The organism is Rhodococcus sp. YH3-3, from assembly GCF_001653035.1.
Classification (GTDB): domain Bacteria; phylum Actinomycetota; class Actinomycetes; order Mycobacteriales; family Mycobacteriaceae; genus Rhodococcus_F; species Rhodococcus_F qingshengii.
This window is the reverse complement of record NZ_BCWH01000001.1, coordinates 268,944-287,938: the sequence shown is the minus strand read 5'-3', so window position 1 is coordinate 287,938 and position 18,995 is coordinate 268,944. Positions and strand designations below refer to the sequence as shown.

Annotated in this window: 15 protein-coding genes and 2 pseudogenes; 13 read left to right on the top strand and 4 right to left on the bottom strand. The window is 61.9% G+C overall.

The annotated features are described in order from the left end of the window. Positions 1–69 precede the first annotated feature (69 nt). From YH3_RS01460 to YH3_RS01435, 6 genes and pseudogenes are all read left to right on the top strand, one after another. Positions 70–789: a CshA/CshB family fibrillar adhesin-related protein gene (locus YH3_RS01460; RefSeq protein ID WP_238592500.1), complete on the top strand. Its 720-nt coding sequence runs from the start codon at positions 70–72 to the stop codon at positions 787–789. 50 nt (positions 790–839) lie between these two features. Further along, a complete protein-coding gene (locus tag YH3_RS01455; protein ID WP_003945099.1) occupies positions 840–1,133 on the top strand; it encodes a transposase in 294 nt (97 codons plus the stop codon). Positions 1,134–1,199: 66 nt separating this feature from the next. Next, positions 1,200–1,487, top strand: a complete 288-nt coding sequence (locus YH3_RS01450; protein WP_064442869.1) for a hypothetical protein — start codon at positions 1,200–1,202, stop codon at positions 1,485–1,487. Between the two features lie 196 nt (positions 1,488–1,683). Then, positions 1,684–2,790, top strand: coding sequence for an IS110 family transposase (locus YH3_RS01445; RefSeq protein WP_082920510.1), 1,107 nt, complete (start codon positions 1,684–1,686; stop codon positions 2,788–2,790). A 10-nt stretch (positions 2,791–2,800) separates the two neighbouring features. Continuing rightward, positions 2,801–3,106 (top strand): annotated as a pseudogene (locus tag YH3_RS01440) (integrase core domain-containing protein); the annotation flags it as partial. A 108-nt stretch (positions 3,107–3,214) separates the two neighbouring features. Then, the gene (locus tag YH3_RS01435) at positions 3,215–7,654 is read left to right on the top strand and encodes an isopeptide-forming domain-containing fimbrial protein (protein ID WP_238592498.1); all 4,440 of its coding nucleotides are present in this window, start codon (positions 3,215–3,217) and stop codon (positions 7,652–7,654) included. 79 nt (positions 7,655–7,733) lie between these two features. Here the strand turns inward: YH3_RS01435 and YH3_RS01430 are convergent, their stop codons facing one another. Next, on the bottom strand, positions 7,734–9,815 hold the full coding sequence (locus YH3_RS01430; protein WP_042450656.1) for a PhoX family phosphatase: 2,082 nt from the start codon (positions 9,813–9,815) through the stop codon (positions 7,734–7,736). 234 nt (positions 9,816–10,049) lie between these two features. On the opposite strand from YH3_RS01430, the gene YH3_RS01425 reads away from it, so the two are divergent. The 7 genes and pseudogenes from YH3_RS01425 (at position 10,050) to YH3_RS01395 (ending at position 15,367) form a co-directional block, all read left to right on the top strand. After that, positions 10,050–10,286 (top strand): hypothetical protein, encoded by a 237-nt coding sequence (locus YH3_RS01425; RefSeq protein WP_223304396.1) that lies wholly within the window; start codon positions 10,050–10,052, stop codon positions 10,284–10,286. Beyond that, a complete protein-coding gene (locus YH3_RS01420) occupies positions 10,283–11,221 on the top strand; it encodes an ABC transporter ATP-binding protein (protein ID WP_064442868.1) in 939 nt (312 codons plus the stop codon). Before YH3_RS01425 ends, YH3_RS01420 begins: the two co-directional genes overlap by 4 nt. After that, positions 11,218–12,009, top strand: coding sequence for an ABC transporter permease (locus YH3_RS01415; protein ID WP_064442867.1), 792 nt, complete (start codon positions 11,218–11,220; stop codon positions 12,007–12,009). The genes YH3_RS01420 and YH3_RS01415 overlap by 4 nt, the downstream gene beginning before the upstream one ends. Before the next feature lie 21 nt (positions 12,010–12,030). Next, complete coding sequence (locus YH3_RS01410) at positions 12,031–13,173, top strand: sensor histidine kinase (RefSeq protein WP_064443447.1); 1,143 nt, start codon at positions 12,031–12,033, stop codon at positions 13,171–13,173. Continuing rightward, positions 13,170–13,784, top strand: coding sequence for a response regulator transcription factor (locus YH3_RS01405; RefSeq protein WP_003946002.1), 615 nt, complete (start codon positions 13,170–13,172; stop codon positions 13,782–13,784). The genes YH3_RS01410 and YH3_RS01405 overlap by 4 nt, the downstream gene beginning before the upstream one ends. A gap of 152 nt (positions 13,785–13,936) precedes the next feature. Further along, positions 13,937–14,344 (top strand): YciI family protein, encoded by a 408-nt coding sequence (locus tag YH3_RS01400; RefSeq protein WP_003945999.1) that lies wholly within the window; start codon positions 13,937–13,939, stop codon positions 14,342–14,344. 8 nt (positions 14,345–14,352) lie between these two features. After that, positions 14,353–15,367, top strand: a pseudogene (locus YH3_RS01395) (RNA polymerase sigma factor). Here the strand turns inward: YH3_RS01395 and YH3_RS01390 are convergent. From YH3_RS01390 to YH3_RS01380, 3 genes are all read right to left on the bottom strand, one after another. Further along, positions 15,353–16,099 (bottom strand): amino acid ABC transporter ATP-binding protein, encoded by a 747-nt coding sequence (locus tag YH3_RS01390; protein ID WP_003946070.1) that lies wholly within the window; start codon positions 16,097–16,099, stop codon positions 15,353–15,355. The pseudogene YH3_RS01395 and the gene YH3_RS01390 sit on opposite strands and share 15 nt — an antisense overlap. 4 nt (positions 16,100–16,103) lie before the next feature. Further along, entirely contained in the window at positions 16,104–17,921 is a 1,818-nt protein-coding gene (locus tag YH3_RS01385; protein WP_003946057.1) for an ABC transporter substrate-binding protein/permease, read from the bottom strand. Positions 17,922–18,072: 151 nt separating this feature from the next. Next, a complete protein-coding gene (locus YH3_RS01380; protein ID WP_064442866.1) occupies positions 18,073–18,987 on the bottom strand; it encodes an SMP-30/gluconolactonase/LRE family protein in 915 nt (304 codons plus the stop codon). Positions 18,988–18,995 lie beyond the last annotated feature (8 nt).

Below are 18,995 nucleotides of genomic sequence, written 5' to 3'. Positions count from 1 at the left end.
GAGTTCGCGCCAGCGCTCTCGCATCTCCGTCCATCGAACATCGATCAGGCACATCCTGGGGAGTAAGAAATGCCTAACGACATACCGCCGACAAGGTCGGCCATATTCACCGCAGGGCTCCCGCCCTGGGTGCGAGCGTGGACGGTGGTATGGACCGCCATCGCGATGATTCTCGGTATCTCCGGCGCGACGGCAGTGGTTGCGTCAGCGCAGCCGGCCGCGACGCTCGGCGGCCCCGTTCAGGCTCAGGCGCCGGCTCGCGCCGCTGTTCTTCCGGATGAACAGCCTGCAAAAGGCTGCGCATTCAGCGCCCCCGGCACCGGTCCGTTCTCGCAGAACATCTGCTGGATCGATATGTCGACGCTCGATGCGGCAACGGCTGCTTCTGCGGCCGGGCAGTCGATGGAAATTCAGCTCACCGACGGTTACAAGATCAACTTCAAGGCTTTCCTCACTGACTCGGTTGCAGGAAAGAATCACCAGGGGATCGAGACGAAGGCATTTCCCACGTTGCACTATGCAGCGTTGGGGACTTCCGCGTACACGGGTGTGCCGACGACGATCAAGCCGGCGATCTACCAAACCTCAGCCACCGCTGGTCAGTCCGGTGGAACAGTCTCGCTGAAGAACATCGTGATGACGGGGCCGAATGGCGCCGTCAACAACTACGGGCTTGTAGCAGCCGACGCCGAGTCGACAGACGCGAATATCAATACTACGAACGACCGTGAATTCCTCACTTTCAATTCGGACAAGCCTCTACGGCAGATGGGTCTGCTGCACGGATAGGTGACATCTGATCTGTGGTGCCGAGAGGTGCCGCTGGAAGGATGTGCACCATGCCGAAGCCCTATCCCCGAGAGTTCCGTGAGGACGTTGTTCGGGTTGCCCGCAGTCGCGAGCCCGGAATGCTGTTGAAGCAGATCGCCGCCGACTTCGGGATCAGTGAATCCTGCCTGACGGGTTGGCTGAAAGTGGCCGATATCGAGGACGGAATCAAATCAGGAACTACCGGTGAGGACGTGGTCGAGAACCGGGAACTGCGCAAGCGAATCCGGTTGCTCGAGCAGGAGAACGAAGTCTTGCGCCGTGCTGCCGCCTATCTTTCCCAGGCGAACCTGCCGGGAAAATGATGTACCCGGTTCGAGCGTGCTCGATCAGTCCAGTCCGAACCGACAGCTGATGCAGCGGCGCCTGTAGTGCAGCCGACTGTCGGAGAGACAGCCAAGGCGATTCTGCTCGGAATCGGGCGGTTGATGGGGTGGTCTGCTGCCGGTTACACGTTCCTCGTAGTGATGCCGACTTATCTTCAGAGTTCGCTCAACGCGACTTTCCATCAGGCACTTGTTGCTTCCGTGCTCGCCAATGCGGGCTTCGCGGTGACCATTCCGATAGTGAGACTGTTTGTGCCGGTGTTTTCGGATTTCCTGACCGTTAACGCATGGAGACGAGAGAATGCTGGTGCCGGGAGTTCCCAGTGTTCCTGACCCGCACTCCGATCGACGATCGTATGTCTTTCCTTGGATTTGTCGGTTCCTGGGAACCCCCGGTGAGGCGCTACGCCTCACCGTCGGGGTGACCTGAGGAGAGCCTGCACCACCAGGTGCTCATCACTGTCTTGTCCGCCGGTTCGGTCGATGCGCGGCGCCGCCTTGCTCATCGGTCAACGGAGAGGAAAGCGACATGACAAGGATGCCTGACAAAGCCGATCTCGATCAAGACCGGGAAGTGTTCGCCGGAGTCGATACCCACAAAGAACTGCACGTCGCCGCGGTGATCGATACCGACGACAACGTCCTCGGAACTCGCAGTTTTCCGACCACCCGAAACGGGTATCGAACCATGCTGACCTGGATCGGCGAGTACGGCAATCTGATCCGGATCGGTATTGAGGGCACTGGCTCCTACGGAGCTGGGCTGACCCGCCACCTCGCGAAAGCCGGCGTGACGGTACTCGAGGTGGACCGCCCCGATCGCTCGGACCGCCGCCGTAAGGGCAAAAACGACGACCTCGATGCCATTAACGCAGCGCGTGCAGCCAAAACCAACCGGCGCACCACCACCCCGAAATCGAAAGACGGTGCCGTCGAGTCACTTCGTGTGTTGAGGGTGACCCGAGCCCATTCGGTACGAGAGCGGCGCAGTGCGCTGCAACTATTGCGGATGACGATCATCTCCGCTCCCGACGAGCTGCGCGAGCAGGTCCGCGATCTGACGCGGATGCAGCTGATACGCCTCCTCGCCGCGTGGCGGCCGGATGTCTCGAACGCTACCGATCCTGTGACCGCCTACCGGGTTTCGCTGAAATCCCTGGCTCGCCGCTATCTCGAATTGACCGACGAGATCGCCGATCTCGACGAACTGATCAACCCGATCGTGAAAGCCCTCGCACCTCAACTACTCGAGCGCGTCGGAATCGGTATCGAAGTCGCCGGACAAATGCTTGTCACCGCCGGCGACAATTCCGATCGAATGAAATCCGAAGCCGCGTTCGCGATGCTATGCGGTGTCGCGCCGCTACCCGCATCTTCTGGCATGACCCAACGCCACCGCCTCAATCGCGGCGGTGACCGCCAAGCCAACCGAGCCTTGCATCTGGCCGTCATCGGCCGCATTCGACTCGACCCGAAAACCCAGGCCTACGTAGAGAAGAAAACCAGCGAAGGCCACTCGAAACTGGAAACCATTCGGTGCCTGAAACGCTACCTGGCTCGCGAGGTCTACTACCTCCTCAACCCTGGACCGCAGACCATCACCCCGAACACCCGACACCATCGAAAAGCAGCTTGACTCTCAGGAGAGCATCAGAGGATCGCAATTTCAATCAAAAAAATTCGTCCGCGCTCTGAGCCGCCATCACATGGTCGGCTCGATGGGCCGCGTCGCTGCGGCCGGCGACAATGCCGCCATGGAGAGCTTCTTCTCTCTACTGCAAAAGAACGTCCTGGACCGCCGCCCCTGGCGCACCCGTGACGATCTCAGGATCGCGATCGTCACCTGGATCGAAAAGACCTACCACCGCCGACGCCGCCAAGTCGGACTCGGCCGATTGACCCCCATAGAATACGAGACCATCATGACCACACCAGCCACTCAGGCTGCGTGACTCAACCTGTCACCTGATCGTGCAGCAGACCCGATCGCACGTACCGTCGGTGACGACAGTGATCCTGCCTACCCCGGAATTCGGGCCTGTGACGGTGGGCTGACGGGTATGCCAGCCAATACCGTCCGATGCGATTCGTGGAACAACGTCAATGGCCAGGGGCGCACGCCCGGAACGCTGGTCGTTGCATCGACTGCTCCGACAAGTTTCGCAGCCACTTTCGGAAATACCGTTCAGGCGACCTCGCGTCAGGGCCTGGCGTTCGGTGTGCTGCTGTCGAAGGTCAAGATCGACAAGGACCTCACGCGCGTCACCCCCGGTGACGATTTCACTATCGGCATGAGCACCGGACACCACGCTGATGCAGGCGCCGCTGCAGCAACCGAGATCAAGAGCACCACGACCGGTGCGACTGATACGACGGCATCGACTGGCTGGCGGACGCTCCTCGCAGATACCACGCCCACCCCTGTCACGTTCTGGGAGAAGCCAACTACCTCGGCGACCAAGACCGCGAACTATGCGACATCGTGGGATTGCCAGGTAAACGGCGTGACCCAGGCCCTCAGGGTCGGTGACGTTGCGCAGGCAGCACTTACACCGGGTGACAACGTGTATTGCAAGGTCAAGAACACCCCGGTTCTCGTGAAGAAGTCGTCGTCACCACCTACCGGTGAGACGGTCAATATCGGCCAATCAATCACCTACACTCTGAATTTCGAGAATCCGGGCACTGCGCCGGCAACGATCGACTACACGGACTACCTCGCCGACGTCATTGATGACGGAACAGTTGCGGTCGGTGCTGCAACCGGCGGACTCACCGCCGCATTGAACGGCGCCGACAAGATCAAGGTCGGCGGCACGTTGCCGGCCGGCGGCAAGGGGACAGTCACATACACCGTCACTGTCAAAGACGGCGGCAACAAAGTTCTGAACAACTATCTGGTTCCGGGGACTACAACTCCCCCCACAACATGTGATCCTGCAACCAATCTCTGCACGACGCATCCCATGCCTGGTTTCACGCTGACCAAGACGGCTGATCCGGTTTCCGGTTCGACGGTTCAGGCCGGCGACACCATTACGTACACCGTCACCGGTGCCAACACCGGCAGGACGGCCCTGACTCCCGCGACGATCACCGATGATCTGAGTGCGGTTCTCAACAATGCTGCTGTCGTTCCGGGCTCGCTGAAGGCGACCATCGACGGTGCTCCTGTTGCTGCTCCGACTCTTTCGGGCAGCACTTTGTCGTGGTCCGCGAATCTCCCGGCCGGTAAGTCTGTTGTTCTGACATACCAGGTGAAGGTCAATGCCGGCGTTGCCGCGGGAACGGTTCTGAACAACAAAGTCACCGGTACTGCGAAGCCGCCGACCGGTCCGGACATCACTCCTCCTCCGGTGGAAACGAATCACTCGGTTCCAGGTTTTACGCTGGCGAAGACTGCCGATCCGATTTCCGGTTCGACGGTTCAGGCCGGCGAGTCGATCAAGTACACCGTCACCGGCACCAACACCGGCAAGACGAAGCTTGATCCGGTACAGATCAATGACGATCTGGGTGCGGTCCTCAATAATGCTGCTGTCGTTCCTGGTTCGCTGAAGGCGACCATTGACGGAGCTTCCGTGGCTGTTCCGACTTTGTCGGGTACGACGCTCTCGTGGACTGGCGTTCTCGAAGCCGGCAAGTCGGTTGTCCTGACCTACGAGGTGAAGGTCAACGACGGTGTCGCTGCGGGTACGGTCCTGAACAACAAGGTCACGGGTACTGCGAAGCCGCCGACCGGTCCGGATATCACTCCTCCTCCGGTGGAGACGAATCACTCGGTTCCCGGTTTCACTGTCGCGAAGACTGCCGATCCTGCGTCGGGTACCGGCGTCAATGCTGGTCAGACGATCACGTATACGGTGACAGGTACGAACACCGGTAAGACGACGCTCAATCCTGTTGTGTTGACCGATGATCTGTCGAAGGTTCTCGACAACGCGACGTTGGTGGACGGTTCGCTCAAGGCGACAGTCGACGGTGCTGCTGCCGCTGCTCCGACGCTCTCGGGGACGGCGCTCTCGTGGACTGGTGTTCTGGAGCCGGGTAAGTCTGTTGTTTTGACTTATCAGGTGAAGGTCAATGCCGGTGTTGCCGGTGGCACGTTGATCAACAACAAGGTCACCGGTACTGCGAAGCCGCCGACGGGTCCGGAGATCACTCCTCCGCCCGTGACGACGGAGCATCCGGTTCTGTCTCCGAAGATTGCTGTGGTGAAGTCTTCTGATCCGGTGTCGGGTTCGAATGTTGTTGCCGGTCAGGACATCAAGTACACGCTTACGTTCTCGAACACCGGTAACGGTGCGGGTGAGGTGGCGTACTTCGATGATTTGCGTCAGGTTGTGGACAAGGGTGCATTGAGTGGTTTGGCTGCTGATGCTCCGTTGGTTGCGACGATGGTCGGCAGTGATGGTTTCTCGGTGACGGGAACCCTGGCGGCCGGCGAAACGAAGACGGTGACGTATTCGGTGAAGGTCAATGCCGATGTGGTCGGTGGGGTGTTCGTGAATAACTTCGTTGTTCCGGGGACGACTCCGCCGGTTGATCCTCCGGAGGTGTGTGATCCGGTGACGCAGCTGTGCACGACGCATCCGGTGAAGGTTCCGGGGTTCACGGTCGCGAAGGCTGCCGATCCAGTGTCGGGTACCAATGTTGCTGCGGGTCAGACGATCACGTATACGGTGACCGGTTCCAACACGGGTAACACGACTCTTGATCCGGTGGTGTTGACCGATGATCTGTCGAAGGTTCTCGACAACGCGGTGTTGGTGGACGGTTCGCTCAAGGCGACTGTCGACGGTGTCGACGCGACTGCTCCGACACTCTCGGGCACCACGCTCTCGTGGACCGGCGTGCTCGAGGCCGGTAAGTCGGTTGTTCTGACCTACCAGGTGAAGATCAACGATGGTGTTGCCGGCGGGGTTCTGATCAACAACAAGGTCACTGGTACTGCGAAGCCGCCGACGGGTCCGGAGATCACTCCTCCGCCGGTGACGACCGAGCATCCGGTGAAGGTTCCGGGGTTCACGGTCGCGAAGGCTGCCGATCCTGCGTCGGGTACCAATGTTGCTGCTGGTCAGACGATCACGTATACGGTGACCGGTTCCAACACGGGTAACACGACTCTTGATCCGGTGGTGTTGACCGATGATCTGTCGAAGGTTCTCGACAACGCGACGTTGGTGGACGGTTCGCTGAAGGCGACTGTCGACGGTGTCGACGGTGCTGCTCCGACCCTGTCGGGTACGACGCTCACCTGGACCGGTGGATTGGAAGCCGGTAAGTCGGTTGTCCTGACCTACCAGGTGAAGATCAACGATGGTGTCGCCGGTGGCACGTTGATCAACAACAAGGTCACCGGTACTGCGGAGCCGCCGACGGGTCCGGAGATCACTCCTCCGCCGGTGACGACCGAGCATCCGGTGGATGGCACACCCGCGATCGAGGTACTGAAGTCCTCTGTTCCGTCCACCACGAACCGTGTGGTTGGTGGCCAGGAGATCACGTACACGCTCACGTTCAAGAATGTGGGTACCGCGGATGGTGAGGTCAGCTTCTACGACGATCTCACCGACGTTCTCGACGATGCAGTAATGACGAAGGATCCGGCTACCACTTCCACGCTGGTCGTTTCGGGTGTCGTCGACAACGTCTTCACGGTCACCGGAAAGCTGGCCAAGGGCGAGACCGCGACAGTGACGTACACCGTCAAGGTCAATCCTGAGATCGGAACGTTGTCAGGTCCCGGATTCACTCCGGGTGTCCTGAACAACTACCTGGTGGTTGGTGGCGAGAAGCCGCCAGTGGACTGTGTCCCGGGCGACGCTCTCTGCACCGAACACCCGATAGACCCGCCGGAGACCACCACTACGGTGCCGCCGACGACCACCACGACGCCGCCGGTCACGACGGAGCCCTGTGTTCCTCCGACGACGACCACGCGGATGGTTCCGACGACAACGGTTGCGACGACGACGGCTAGCGCGATCACTGCCGGTGACGCTGATGTGACCGGTACGGAGGAATCCACCACCGCGGAGGAGACCACCACAGAGGAGACCACGACAGAAGAAGTTGTCGCGGAAGAGATTGTGGATCCGTGTGGCGTGACGACAACGACGCCGTCGACGACAACGCCGCCGGTCACAACAGTTCCGCCGACCACGACGGTTCCGACCACGACGGTGCCGGTTACACCGACGATCATCATTCCCCCGATCGTCGTTGTGCCTCCGATCGTCGTACCGCCGACGGTTCCGGGTCAGCCGGTTCCGAGCACGGTTCCGGGACAGCCGAAGCCGCCGACAGCAAACCCGGGTCAGCCGGGTCAGCCGAAGCCGTCTGCTCCTCAGGGCGGGACGATCAACTCGGGTGGTGGCGCTGGTGAGAGTGGCGTGAACACCGGGTTGCTCGCAGCAGGTGGATTGGTTCTGCTGCTGGCGCTGGGAACGGGTGTTGTTCTCCTGACGCGTAAGCGTCGCGAGGACGGTGACAACTGATTCTCTTGAGAATCTGAGGTAAACGACGTGGGGCAGATCGCAGAGTATGCGATCTGCCCCACAGTCGTTTTCGTGTGTGTTACGAGCCGAGCCGAGATCCGTCCTTCTTCCAGGCTGCAACTACCGACGGGCGAGGCTGGGAAGAACCACCGTCGGGCCAATGGGATGCGGGGCTTTCGATGCTGGCGTCGTCGGTCTCGCCGGGGTGCTGGACGCAGACGATGACGCGCTTCTCGTCCACGATGGGGCCGCAGGTTTCGGCGCCGACGGGAACGGTGAGGAACTGCTTTGTCTCACCGCGGTTTTCGCCTTCGAGGACAACGCTGAACAGCCCGTCGTTGGACTTGAGTGCGTTGCCGTCGGTGGAGATCCACAGATTGCCGTGCGGGTCGAAGGCAAGGTTGTCCGGGCATGAGATGGGGCTGACCTTGCTCTTGTCGAACCCGCCGAAGTAAGTATCGGCTGTGGCCGGATCTCCGCAGACGAGAAGAAGATTCCAGCCGAAGGTGGTGCCGGCGTGGTCGTCGGTGATTTCGAGGACCTGGCCGTTCTTGTTGTTGTTCCTCGGGTTCGCCTCGTCGGCCGCGGCGCCACCGTCGACTCCGCGCTTGGTGTTGTTGGTCAGTGCGACGTAAACCTTGCCGCTCTTCGGGTTTGCCTCGAAGTCCTCGGGGCGATCCATCTTCGTTGCCCCGACCTTGTCACCGGCCTGGCGGGTGAAGACGGCGACCTCTTCGGCGCTCATGCCGTCGACCAAGGATTCGCCCTTGCCGTCTTCGCCGGTGCGCAGGATGGCTACCCACTCGCCGGTTCCGTCGAACTTGCCGTCCGACGGAAGCTTGCCGCTGCCGTCGATCTCGCCGGCGGAGTTTCCGCTGAGCTTTGCGACGTACAGTGTTCCGGCGTCGAGCAGAGTCATGTTGTGGCGCATGGCTGCTTGACTCTTGCCGTCCTGCATCTTTCGGCTGGAGACGAACTTGTACATGTAGTCGAAGCGCTCGTCGTCGCCGCTGTAGGCGACGACGGTGCCGTCCGCCGTGATGTAAATGGTGGCGGCTTCGTGCTTGAAACGTCCGAGCGCTGTGTGCTTGATCGGAGTCGACGACGGATCCCAGGGATCGATCTCGACGACGTATCCGAATCGGTTGACCTCGTTGGGTTCTGCGACCAGATCGAACCGCTTGTCGAAGCGTTCCCACTTGCGCTCGGAAGCGGCGCCGGCAAGACCGTAGCGCTTCAGTCGCGCTGCGACCGTGGGATCGGTGACACCCTCGGCGTTCGCGAAGTACTGGTTGAAGTTCTCTTCGCCGGAAAGCACTGTGCCCCAGGGGGTGACGCCGCCGGCGCAATTGTTGAGGGTGCCGAGCACTTTGGTTCCCGTGGGATCGGCACTCGTCTTGAGGAAGTCGCTACCTGCAGCGGGGCCGGTCACGACAAATTCCGTGGTTCCGGTGATGCGGCGGTTGTTCGATCCGATCTCCGGTACGAGCTTGCCGTTGTCGGATTCGCCCTTGACCTGGACGACCGACAGTCCGTGGCTGGCGAGGCCGATCTTGAACTGCTCCTCGGTCGGGTTCTCCGCATCGTAGCCGCGGAACATCGCCGGCTCGGTGGAGTATTCGTGATTGACCACGAGTAGGTAGGTGTTGGGCTGCCCGTCGACCGGGAGCAATCCGGCGAAGTCGTTGTTGAATCCGAACTGCAGTTCCTGCGCTGCCGCAGTCTGCTTGTCGAAGTCGAAAGCCGGGGCGCCGGCGAGAACGGCGTCACCCCAGCGAATCACGACGGCTTGATCGTATCCGTCAGGGACGGTGACCTTGTCTTCCTTGTTGGGCGCGACGGCGCCGAAGTTCGTCCCCGCTGGTGTTGATCCGCTGCTGCTGCCGCTCGTCGATCCGGTTCCCGGTTCGGCACTTGCGGATTCGTCCGAACAGGCAACGAGGGCGCTGCCCGCTCCCACCGCGAGCACTGCCATGCCGCTGCCCCGGAGCAAGCCGCGACGACTCAGCGCTGTGCGTGCGATGTCGCGGAAGTACTCGCCGCCCGAGGTGTTGGGGACCTCGTGAGAGCACGCGTTTCCGCACTTGTACTGGCAGGTGATCGACGCGCGTGCAGACACGCCGTCGTGTTTGACGAACAAGGCCAAAGGCTTGATAGCCACCGTGAACTCCCGAGATTCGATGTACGGACTTCGGGAACCGTAGAAGCTCGAAGCAAGGGTAAAGGAACGTAAAAATGAACGGCAAAACAACGAGGTGACCCTTACCCGCGGTTTACGACGCGTCCCCGCGGGGACGTCGCATGACATTTGTCATCGCTGATCCGTGACGGTGTCACCGCAGGTGATGACGCTGTGCACTGTTTTCGGCTCTGACTTCCCGCGAAGCTTGGATGCATGAGAGAACCACATGAGGGAAGCCTCCTGACGGACCTGATGGACATCGGACCCGCACCCACGATGGGCCGCGAACTTGTAGTGATCGTGGTGAACATCGCGATCGTCGGAGTGGTGTTCGCGATCATCGGCTCCAATCCGGTGTTCTGGATCCTTGTTGCCGCTCTCGCTGTCTATGCGGGTATTCGATTCGCGATCGGACTGCGCGGCTGGAACCGAGCGGAGGCGCAGCGATGAAGGGCGATCCCGTGATCGACGTAGTCGGAATGTCGCGGCGTTACGGCTCCGGTAAGGAGGCGTTCGATGCTGTTCGCAATCTGGATCTGAGTGTTCAGGAAGGCGAGCTGTTCGGCCTCCTCGGAACCAATGGTGCCGGCAAGACATCCACCCTCGAAGTGATTCAGGGTCTTTCACGAGCCAGTGCCGGAACGGTGCGCGTTCTGGGCATGGATCCGGTGCGCAACCGCAAGCAGATTCGCCCGTCGCTTGGCATCATGCTCCAGAAGGGTGGCTTGCCCCAAGACCTGACTGCTCGTGAGAGTTTGGCGATGTGGGCCGGAACCTGCTCGAATCCGCTGCCCGTGGACGAGGTGCTCGAGCGCGTGGACATGCGTGACCGTCGTGATACCCGCGTGAAGTTCCTCTCGGGAGGTGAGGCGCGGCGACTGGATCTGGCGTGCGCGATCATCGGCCGGCCACTCGTCCTGTTTCTCGACGAGCCGACTACTGGTTTGGATCCCGAAAGTCGACGTAACACTTGGCAATTGATCGCTGACTTGAAAGCGTCGGGCGTCACCATCATGTTGACGACGCATTACCTGGACGAAGCCGAGTCCCTGTGCGACCAGTTGGCGATCATGCACCGAGGATCGGTGGTGCGCAGCGGAACCGTGGCGGACGTCGTCGCGGATCATCCTGCCCAGATCAAACTGCACCGTCCCGGTCTTCCGCTCCCGGCCCTGGCCGGCGCCGAGGTACGCGTCGAAAACGATCTGGTGGTGATCACCACTCGCACAGTGCAGGAGACGCTGACGGAACTGCTGCTGTGGGCACAGCACAACAACATCCTGCTGACCGGCCTGGATGCCCGCGCGGCATCCCTGGAGACCGTATTCCTCTCCATTGCAGACCAATTCGATCATCACGCAGCTCTCGAAGGAGCGTCGGCATGAACCGCATAGCAACCCTGTCTCGTTCGGAGTTCACGCTCCTGGGACGAAATCGACTGTTGCTCTTCAACGCAATCGTCCTCCCGTTGATCTTTCCCGTGGGAATGCTGTACCTCTCACGCGATGGCGGGTTGTCCGACAAGTCGGTGTCGGCAGGCCTCGAGGTGTTTGCACTCTTCCTGCTCGTGTTCGTGGTCTTCTACAACCTCCTGTCGGTGTACGCGACGCGTCGTGACGAGTTGGTTCTCAAGCGACTACGGACCGGGGAATGCAGCGACGCCGAGATCCTCGCGGGCCCGGCAGTGCCGTCGTGGGTTCTCACCGGCCTGTTGACGGTGGTGATCGGAATCGCCGTGATGGTTCTGGGCGGTAGTGCTCCGGTCAATCCGGTCCTGGTGCTGGTCGCGGTGATCGGCGGCGCCGCGCTCTTCACGGCGCTGGCGTTGATCACTTCGGCTGTCACGCGAAATGCAGAGGCGGCGCAGATCACCTGCATGCCGATTCTGATTCTGGCGACGGCAGGTATGTCCTCGATCAGGAATGTCGTGCCGGACAACATTGCTCGCATTCTCGATTTCACTCCGCTGGCCGCAGTAGTGGACCTTCTCAATCTCGGATGGCTGGGGCGGACCACTGGCGAACTGGCTGATCTGGGCGATGCGCCCGGTGCGGCAGCGGGATTTGTCGACACCTTCGGTTCGGCTGCGCAACCGCTGTTGGTCATGCTGGCGTGGATCGTCGGTTCGGTTCTGATCGCGAACGTCCACTTCCGCTGGGAACCGCGTTCGTAGAACTCTGAGAAGGTAGTGGGCATGATCGCGCAGAACTTCGGACGCTGGAATCCGAGACGGACGTGGCGAACCGCGTCGAACGTCGACAAGGTTCGCCTCTACACGCGGCAATCGTTCATCATGGTCGCAGTGGTTTTCGGTGGCTTCGGTGCGGTCACCGAGGTCGTTGCGGATCGGTACCTGTCGGGTGTCTTCCTCGGAATCAGTGCCGTTGCGTGCGTCATCGCCGTGTCTCGGATGCCTGATCTGGGCGGAGTCGTGGCCAAGCCCGTCCAGATTCCTCTTGCCGTGATGACGTTGTCGGCGTTCTGCTCGGCGGGAATTGCCTTGGGAAGCAATGGCGAGAACGGCCCGTACTTCTGGCTGGCGGCAATCCTTGTCGTGCCCCTTGCGGGGTTGACGTCGTTGCGCTGGCTGATCGTGGGCTCGGTGGCCGCCGGGGTTGTACTGGGACTGCTTGCGGGTCCGGAAAGCGGCGTGTCCGTCGGAATCGTCGCCGCCTTCATGGGGCTGACCGTCTACATGTCGGTGTGGCTGCTGCGGATGGTCACCGAATTGGACGAGGCACGCGGAGCCGCTGCCGCTCTGTCCGTCGCCGAGGAACGGTTGCGATTTTCACGCGATCTCCATGACGTCGTCGGGCGGGCACTGTCTGCAATTGCGGTGAAAAGTGAACTTGCAGCTACTCTTTCACGACGCGGCGACGATCGTGCCGCCGCGCAGATGGACGAAGTACGCGAACTTGCGCAAGATTCACTCGACGAAGCGCGCGAGTTGGTTCGGGGATACCGGTCCATCGCCTTGGCGTCCGAGCTGGCCGGTGCGCAGTCTCTGCTCGAGGCCGCCGGAATCTCCACTGCGATACGTGGATCGGCAGATCAGCTGCCGGTGGAACTGGCCGAAGCTGCCGCCTGGGTCGTCCGTGAAGGCGTCACCAACATTCTCCGGCACTCCAGTGCCGAGAATTGCAGCATCGAAGTGTTCGCGGACTGCGTCGTGATCGCCAACGACGGCGCACGGATCGCAGAGCCGAACAACGGAACCGGCCTGAACGGATTGCGCGAGCGCGTCGGCGCCGTCGGAGGAACTGTCGAAACCGTGCAGGACGAAGATCGCTTCACCCTCACCGCCCACTTTCCGTCCCGAACGAAGGAGTCTCGGTGACCGAGCCGATCAAGGTACTGCTGGCCGACGACGAGAACCTGATCCGCTCGGCTCTGGCCATGATGTTGTCGCTCGAGGACGACATCGTTGTCGTCGCGGAAGCCGAATCCGGCGAGGATGCCGTGGTCGCTGCTGCAAAACATCAACCTGATGTAGCCGTGCTCGACCTTCAAATGGCAGGTATCGACGGCATCGAGACGGCGCAACAGATTGCGCAGACGGTCTCGGGGTGCGTCTCAATCATCGTGACGAGCCACGGGCGTCCCGGGTATCTGAAGAAGGCACTGTCAGCAGGCGTCCGAGGATTTCTGCCGAAGACGACGCCTGCGGCGACGCTCGCCGAGGTGGTCCGCAGCGTCCACGCGGGCGGGCGGTACGTCGATCCGTCGTTGGCTGCCGAGGCAATCGGCGCCGGCGACTCACCACTTACTCCGCGCGAAGCGGACGTACTCGAGTACGCGGCCGACGGAGCATCCATCGAGCAGATCGCTTCCCGGGCACACCTCTCGGCAGGAACCACCCGGAACTATCTGTCGTCAGCTGTCACCAAACTCGGTGCTGCCAACCGGCACGAAGCAGCGGTGATCGCCCGCCGGCAGGGGTGGATTTAGGGCCTTCGGCCCCGTGCGCCTTTCTGGTTGCGGGCACTACCAAAAAGGCGCACAGGGCCGAAGGCCCCGCAATGTCGAGAATCCCCGACTTGCTTCGTCCCTGTAGTGAAGTGCGACCAGAATGGGTGGCACCGACACAGAGGAGATTCACGATGGCCAAGTACTTGCTGCTCAAGCACTACCGCGGCGCTCCGGCTGCAGTCAACGACGTGCCGATGGACCAGTGGACGCCGGACGAGATCACTGCCCACGTGAAGTACATGCAGGACTTCGCGGATCGGCTCGAGAAGGCGGGCGAGTTCGTCGACGGTCAGGCTCTCGCTCCTGAGGGCACCTTTGTCCGATACGACGGTGAGGGTCGCCCCCCGGTCACCGACGGTCCGTTCGCGGAAACCAAGGACCTCATTGCCGGCTGGATGGTGATCGACGTCGACAACTACGACCGTGCCGTCCAATTGGCCGGCGAGCTCTCGGCCGCGCCCGGCGCAGGCGGGAAGCCGATTCACGAATGGCTCGAACTGCGCCCGTTCCTGACCGAGCCGCCGACCATCACGGACTGAAACCTGTCATGGACGACGCCCTGCTTCGGAGTCTGACTCCGAGCGTGCTCGGCATCCTCGTCCGCCGCGGAGCAGATTTCGCGTCGGCCGAGGACGCCGTGCAGGACGCTCTGCTCGGGCGTGGACGACACACTCCAGCTCTACTTTCTGTGCGCGCACCCGTCGTTGACGCCGTCGTCCGCCGTCGCACTCACGCTGCGCGCTGTCGGCGGGCTGACCACCCGCCAGATTGCGCAGGCCTACCTGGTGCCCGAGGCGACTATGGCTCAGCGCATCAGCCGAGCCAAGCGCACGGTCTCCGGCGTCCGGTTCGAGCAACCCGGCGATGTCGCCACCGTCCTGCGTGTCCTTTATCTGGTCTTCAACGAGGGGTACTCCGGCGACGTCGACCTGGCTGCCGAGGCCATCCGGCTCACCCGGCAGTTGGCGGCCGCGATCGATCACCCCGAAGTCGCAGGGTTGCTCGCACTGATGCTGCTCCATCACGCTCGTCGAGCCGCGCGAACTGCCGCGGACGGCAGTCTGGTTCCGCTAGCCGAGCAGGATCGCAGCCGGTGGGACACCGATTCGATTGCCGAAGGAGTCGCAATCCTCCAGTCAGCTCTCGCCCGCGACCGGCTCGGTGAGTTCCAGGCCCAGGCCGCCATTGCCGCACTCCATGCCGACGCTTTCACAGCAGACGAGACCGACTGGGTGCAGATCGTGGAGTGGTACGACGAACTCGCAGCCTTGACCGACAGCCCGATCGTCCGGCTCAACCGAGCGGTGGCCGTCGGCGAGGCAGACGGACCACGCGCCGGATTGGCAGCTCTTGCAGCGCTGGACGATTCACTTCCACGCCATGCCGCAGTCGAGGCCTATCTGCGTGAACGCGACGGAGACCTCGAGTCGGCGGCGAGGTTGTATGCCGATGCAGCGCACAAGGCATCCAACCTCGCCGAACGCGACCATCTGATGCTTCAGGCGTCCAGGATCAACGCCCGTCGATCTCCTGCAAGCGCCCCTGAGTCAGAGAACCTGTGAGAGGAACGCTTGCAGTCGATCTGTTTCGGGATCGTCGAAAAGCTGTTCCGGAGTACCGGTTTCGACAACGGCACCGCGATCCATGAACAGCACCTTGTCGGAAACGGAACGCGCGAAACCCATTTCGTGCGTCACGACGACCATAGTCATGCCGGACTTCGCGAGATCGGCCATCAATGCCAGAACACCCTTGACCAGTTCGGGGTCGAGAGCTGACGTCGCCTCGTCGAAGAACATGACCTCGGGCTTCATCGCCAGGGCGCGGGCAATGGCGACGCGCTGCTGCTGACCACCCGAAAGGTTGCCGGGCCGCGAGTCGGCCTTCTCCCTGAGCCCCACCAGATCCAGCTGCTCGAGCGCGAGCGCCCGAGCTTGCTCCTTCGACAAACCCTTGAGCTTGTTCGGCCCGAGTGCGATGTTCTCGGCGACGGTCTTGTGTGGGAACAGGTTGAAGTGCTGGAACACCATGCCGATCCGCTGGCGTAGCTCGTCGGGGTTGTCCTTCAGGACGGACTTCCCGTCGAGCAGCACGTCACCCTGCTCGGGCTCGTGCAGACGGTTCAGCACGCGCAGGAGCGTCGACTTGCCCGAACCGGAGGGCCCGATGACGGTGACGGTGTTTCCGGCGTCGACGTGCAGGTTGACGCCGCGAAGCACCTTGTTGGTGCCGAAGGACAGATGCAGGTCCTTGCCGGTGAGCGATACGGACTTCAGTTCAGAGCTGGTGGTCATGTCCTCAGCCCCTTTCCACGACGATGGCCTGCTCGAGCGGATCCAACGTGCCTGAAGTGTCGGCGCGTCCGGTCCGGAGTCGGTTGTCGATGTAGTTGACGAGGTGCGTCAGCGGGATGGTCAGAGCAAGGTAGAACAAGCCTGCCGCAACGAGCGGGGACAGGCTGCCGGTCTGGGCGTTGAGATCACGTCCGACGGCAAAGAGTTCCCGCTGGGTGACGAGGAGACCGAGGAAGTAGATCAGCGACGAGTCCTTGATCAGCGAGATGAACTGGTTCATCAACGCCGGCAGAACGCGTCGTACACCCTGCGGGATGACGACCAGCGACATGGACTTTCGGTAGCTGAAACCGAGGGCACGTGAAGCCTCGAGCTGCCCGGACTCGACGCTCTGGATTCCGGATCTGAAGATCTCACCGATGTATGCCGACGCGAGCAGTGACAGTGCCGCGACACCGAGCCAGTACGGATTGCTACCGGTGATTCCCTTGACGATCGGTCCGACGCCGAGCCCGATGATCAAGATGATGACGACTGCGGGCAGGCCACGGAAGATGTCGGTGTAGACGCGGGCCGGCCAGCGCAGCCAACGGGTGCGCGAGATACCGGCGACAGCGAGCAGCATGCCGAGGATCGTGCCGATGATGCCGGACGCGAGCGCAAGGATCAGGGTGTTGGGAAGACCGGTCTTGAGGAGATCGGGGAATGCCTTCTTGTACAGATCCCAGTCGAAGAACGTGTCCTTGAGCTGTTCGAGCGTCGACTTCGGTTGGTACGACGCGGTATCGCCACCGTCGCCGTTTGCTGCGTTTTCCGCGGCAATGGCTGCGAAGTCGGGCAGTTCTGGAGTGGCCGCGGCCTTGGATCCGGGCTTCCAGCCTTCAGGGAGTTGGCGCGGTACCCAGTCGGCGTACAGCTGAGACCAGGTTCCGTCGTCGATGACTGCGTCGAGGCCGGAGTTGAGGGCGTCGATCAGCGGCTGGTTTTCCTTGTTCACCGCCCAACCGACGAAGTTGTTGACCGAGAAGGTGTTCTGGATGATCGAGGTCGGATCACCGGGAGCGATTGCACCTTCGGCCTGCTGAGACGGAGCTACCCAGGCGTCGATCTGTCCGGACTTGAGGTTCGCGTACGCCGTGGCGTAGTCGGGAAACTTCACGGGATCGAGCTTGAGCGTGTTCACGACGTAGTCGTCCTGCACGGTTCCCTGCACGACGCCGATGCGCTTGGAGGCATCCAGGTCTCCGAAGCCGGTGATCGGGCTGCCGTTAGGCACGACGAGGGAGAAGTATCCGAAGTCGTAACCGTTGGTGAAGCCGACGGTGTTGCGACGGTCGTCCGTGGTGGTGATGGACGACGAGCCGACGTCGAAGCGTCGACCGGCAACCTGGGCGAGAAGCCCGGCGAACTCGGTGCCGACGAACTCGACCTTCAGGCCCAGCTTGTCCGCGACGGCCTTCAGCAGCTCGTTGTCGTATCCGGTGTACTGATTCTCGGAGTTGACGCAGATGCTCGGGGGCGCGTCACCGAGCGTGCCGACCGTGATGACCCCGGGTTTGATCAGATTCAGCTTCGAGGTGTCGATCTGATCGACCGGGGTGACGGTGGCCGTGGTGTAGCGGTCTTCGGCGCCCGCACCCGCTGCCGCGTCCAGATTGGTGGGCGCCGCGGTTGCAGCTCCCACTCCTGGAGGTGCACACAGGTCTGTGGGGGCTGCCGACGAATCCGAGCCACTCGAGCACGATGACAGAGTCAGCGCCAGGAGGGCAGTGAGGAGCAGTGCCACCACCAGGCGGATCTTCGCTGCGACGGAAGAAAACATGCGTGCAGCGTAAACCTAAGGGTAGCCATTTCTCCGTGTAGAACTGTTGACAGTTTTCGGACAAGGGGCCGTTGCGCTGCGGGCATGCCTTCAAATCAGCGTGATTTTAAGTATCGCCAGGTCGGGGAATCTCGTGCCGAAGAGATCGGCATCAGCGGACGGGTGCGAGTTCGACGCCCGACGGAGGTACCAGGCGACGCAGCGTTCCGTCGAAGCCGGTGACGTAGAGCGCCCAGCCGTCGCCGTCCTGTCCTATACGTACTGAACTCGGCCCGTTCCACCCATTCGACAGACCCGAAGCGACGACGCAGGAAGTGCCGGTTTCAGGGTGTACGCGATAGATCGAGCCTTCGACGTGAGCAGCGGCGTAGAGCATTCCATCCTGCGACATGGTCAGATCGTCGAGGCCGGGTATCAGGCTCGGGACCGTCGCTACAACTGTCCACGCGTCAGGGGTATCCAAGGGCACTCGAATGATCTGACCGGTGAACAGGTCATCGGTGTACACGGCTCGATGATCCGGACTGAGCGCGAGTCCCTCCGAACGCGGCACTGTCGACCAATTGGGCACGACGGCTCCGGAGTCGTGCAGATAGCGCGAGACGCCCTTTGGCGGACCTCCTTCTGTTCCGACCCACGTGGTCAGCAGATCGCCGTCGGGAAGCCGGAGCAGGCCGTTGCCCGCGAAGTCGACGGGTGCGGACAGCTGATCCGTCGAGGTGTCCAGGTGCCACAGCTTGCCGTCCTGTCGGGTGAGGAAGGACAGCCTCGAACCGTCGAGTTGCAAACCGCCAGGGGCAGCCATGTCGTCGAGGACAGTTCGTACCTGTCCTGCGGCGTCGACGTGATAGATCTTCGACTCGCCGGAGAGGTAGAACCCGCCGTTGTCATCGGGCTCGAGGTTTTCGAGCTGTTCCAACCCTTGCGCTACGGTTTCGACCCGCCACCCGCCGCACATCGGCGCGACTGTCCAGGTGGCCCCCGCCGGCGTAGCTGCGGCCACGGTCCCGGCTGCGATCGCCGCGACGATCAACAACGCCCGAGTTCGGTTGCGTGATACCCCCATTGCGCACA

Coding starts and splice junctions, on each gene's coding strand:
- YH3_RS01435 (WP_238592498.1), top strand. CDS start 3,215: ATGCCAGCCAATACCGTCCGATGCGATTCGTGGAACAACGTCAATGGC.
- YH3_RS01420 (WP_064442868.1), top strand. CDS start 10,283: ATGAAGGGCGATCCCGTGATCGACGTAGTCGGAATGTCGCGGCGTTAC.
- YH3_RS01380 (WP_064442866.1), bottom strand. CDS start 18,987: ATGGGGGTATCACGCAACCGAACTCGGGCGTTGTTGATCGTCGCGGCG.
- YH3_RS01445 (WP_082920510.1), top strand. CDS start 1,684: ATGACAAGGATGCCTGACAAAGCCGATCTCGATCAAGACCGGGAAGTG.
- YH3_RS01425 (WP_223304396.1), top strand. CDS start 10,050: ATGAGAGAACCACATGAGGGAAGCCTCCTGACGGACCTGATGGACATC.
- YH3_RS01410 (WP_064443447.1), top strand. CDS start 12,031: ATGATCGCGCAGAACTTCGGACGCTGGAATCCGAGACGGACGTGGCGA.
- YH3_RS01385 (WP_003946057.1), bottom strand. CDS start 17,921: ATGTTTTCTTCCGTCGCAGCGAAGATCCGCCTGGTGGTGGCACTGCTC.
- YH3_RS01460 (WP_238592500.1), top strand. CDS start 70: ATGCCTAACGACATACCGCCGACAAGGTCGGCCATATTCACCGCAGGG.
- YH3_RS01455 (WP_003945099.1), top strand. CDS start 840: ATGCCGAAGCCCTATCCCCGAGAGTTCCGTGAGGACGTTGTTCGGGTT.
- YH3_RS01390 (WP_003946070.1), bottom strand. CDS start 16,099: ATGACCACCAGCTCTGAACTGAAGTCCGTATCGCTCACCGGCAAGGAC.
- YH3_RS01400 (WP_003945999.1), top strand. CDS start 13,937: ATGGCCAAGTACTTGCTGCTCAAGCACTACCGCGGCGCTCCGGCTGCA.
- YH3_RS01415 (WP_064442867.1), top strand. CDS start 11,218: ATGAACCGCATAGCAACCCTGTCTCGTTCGGAGTTCACGCTCCTGGGA.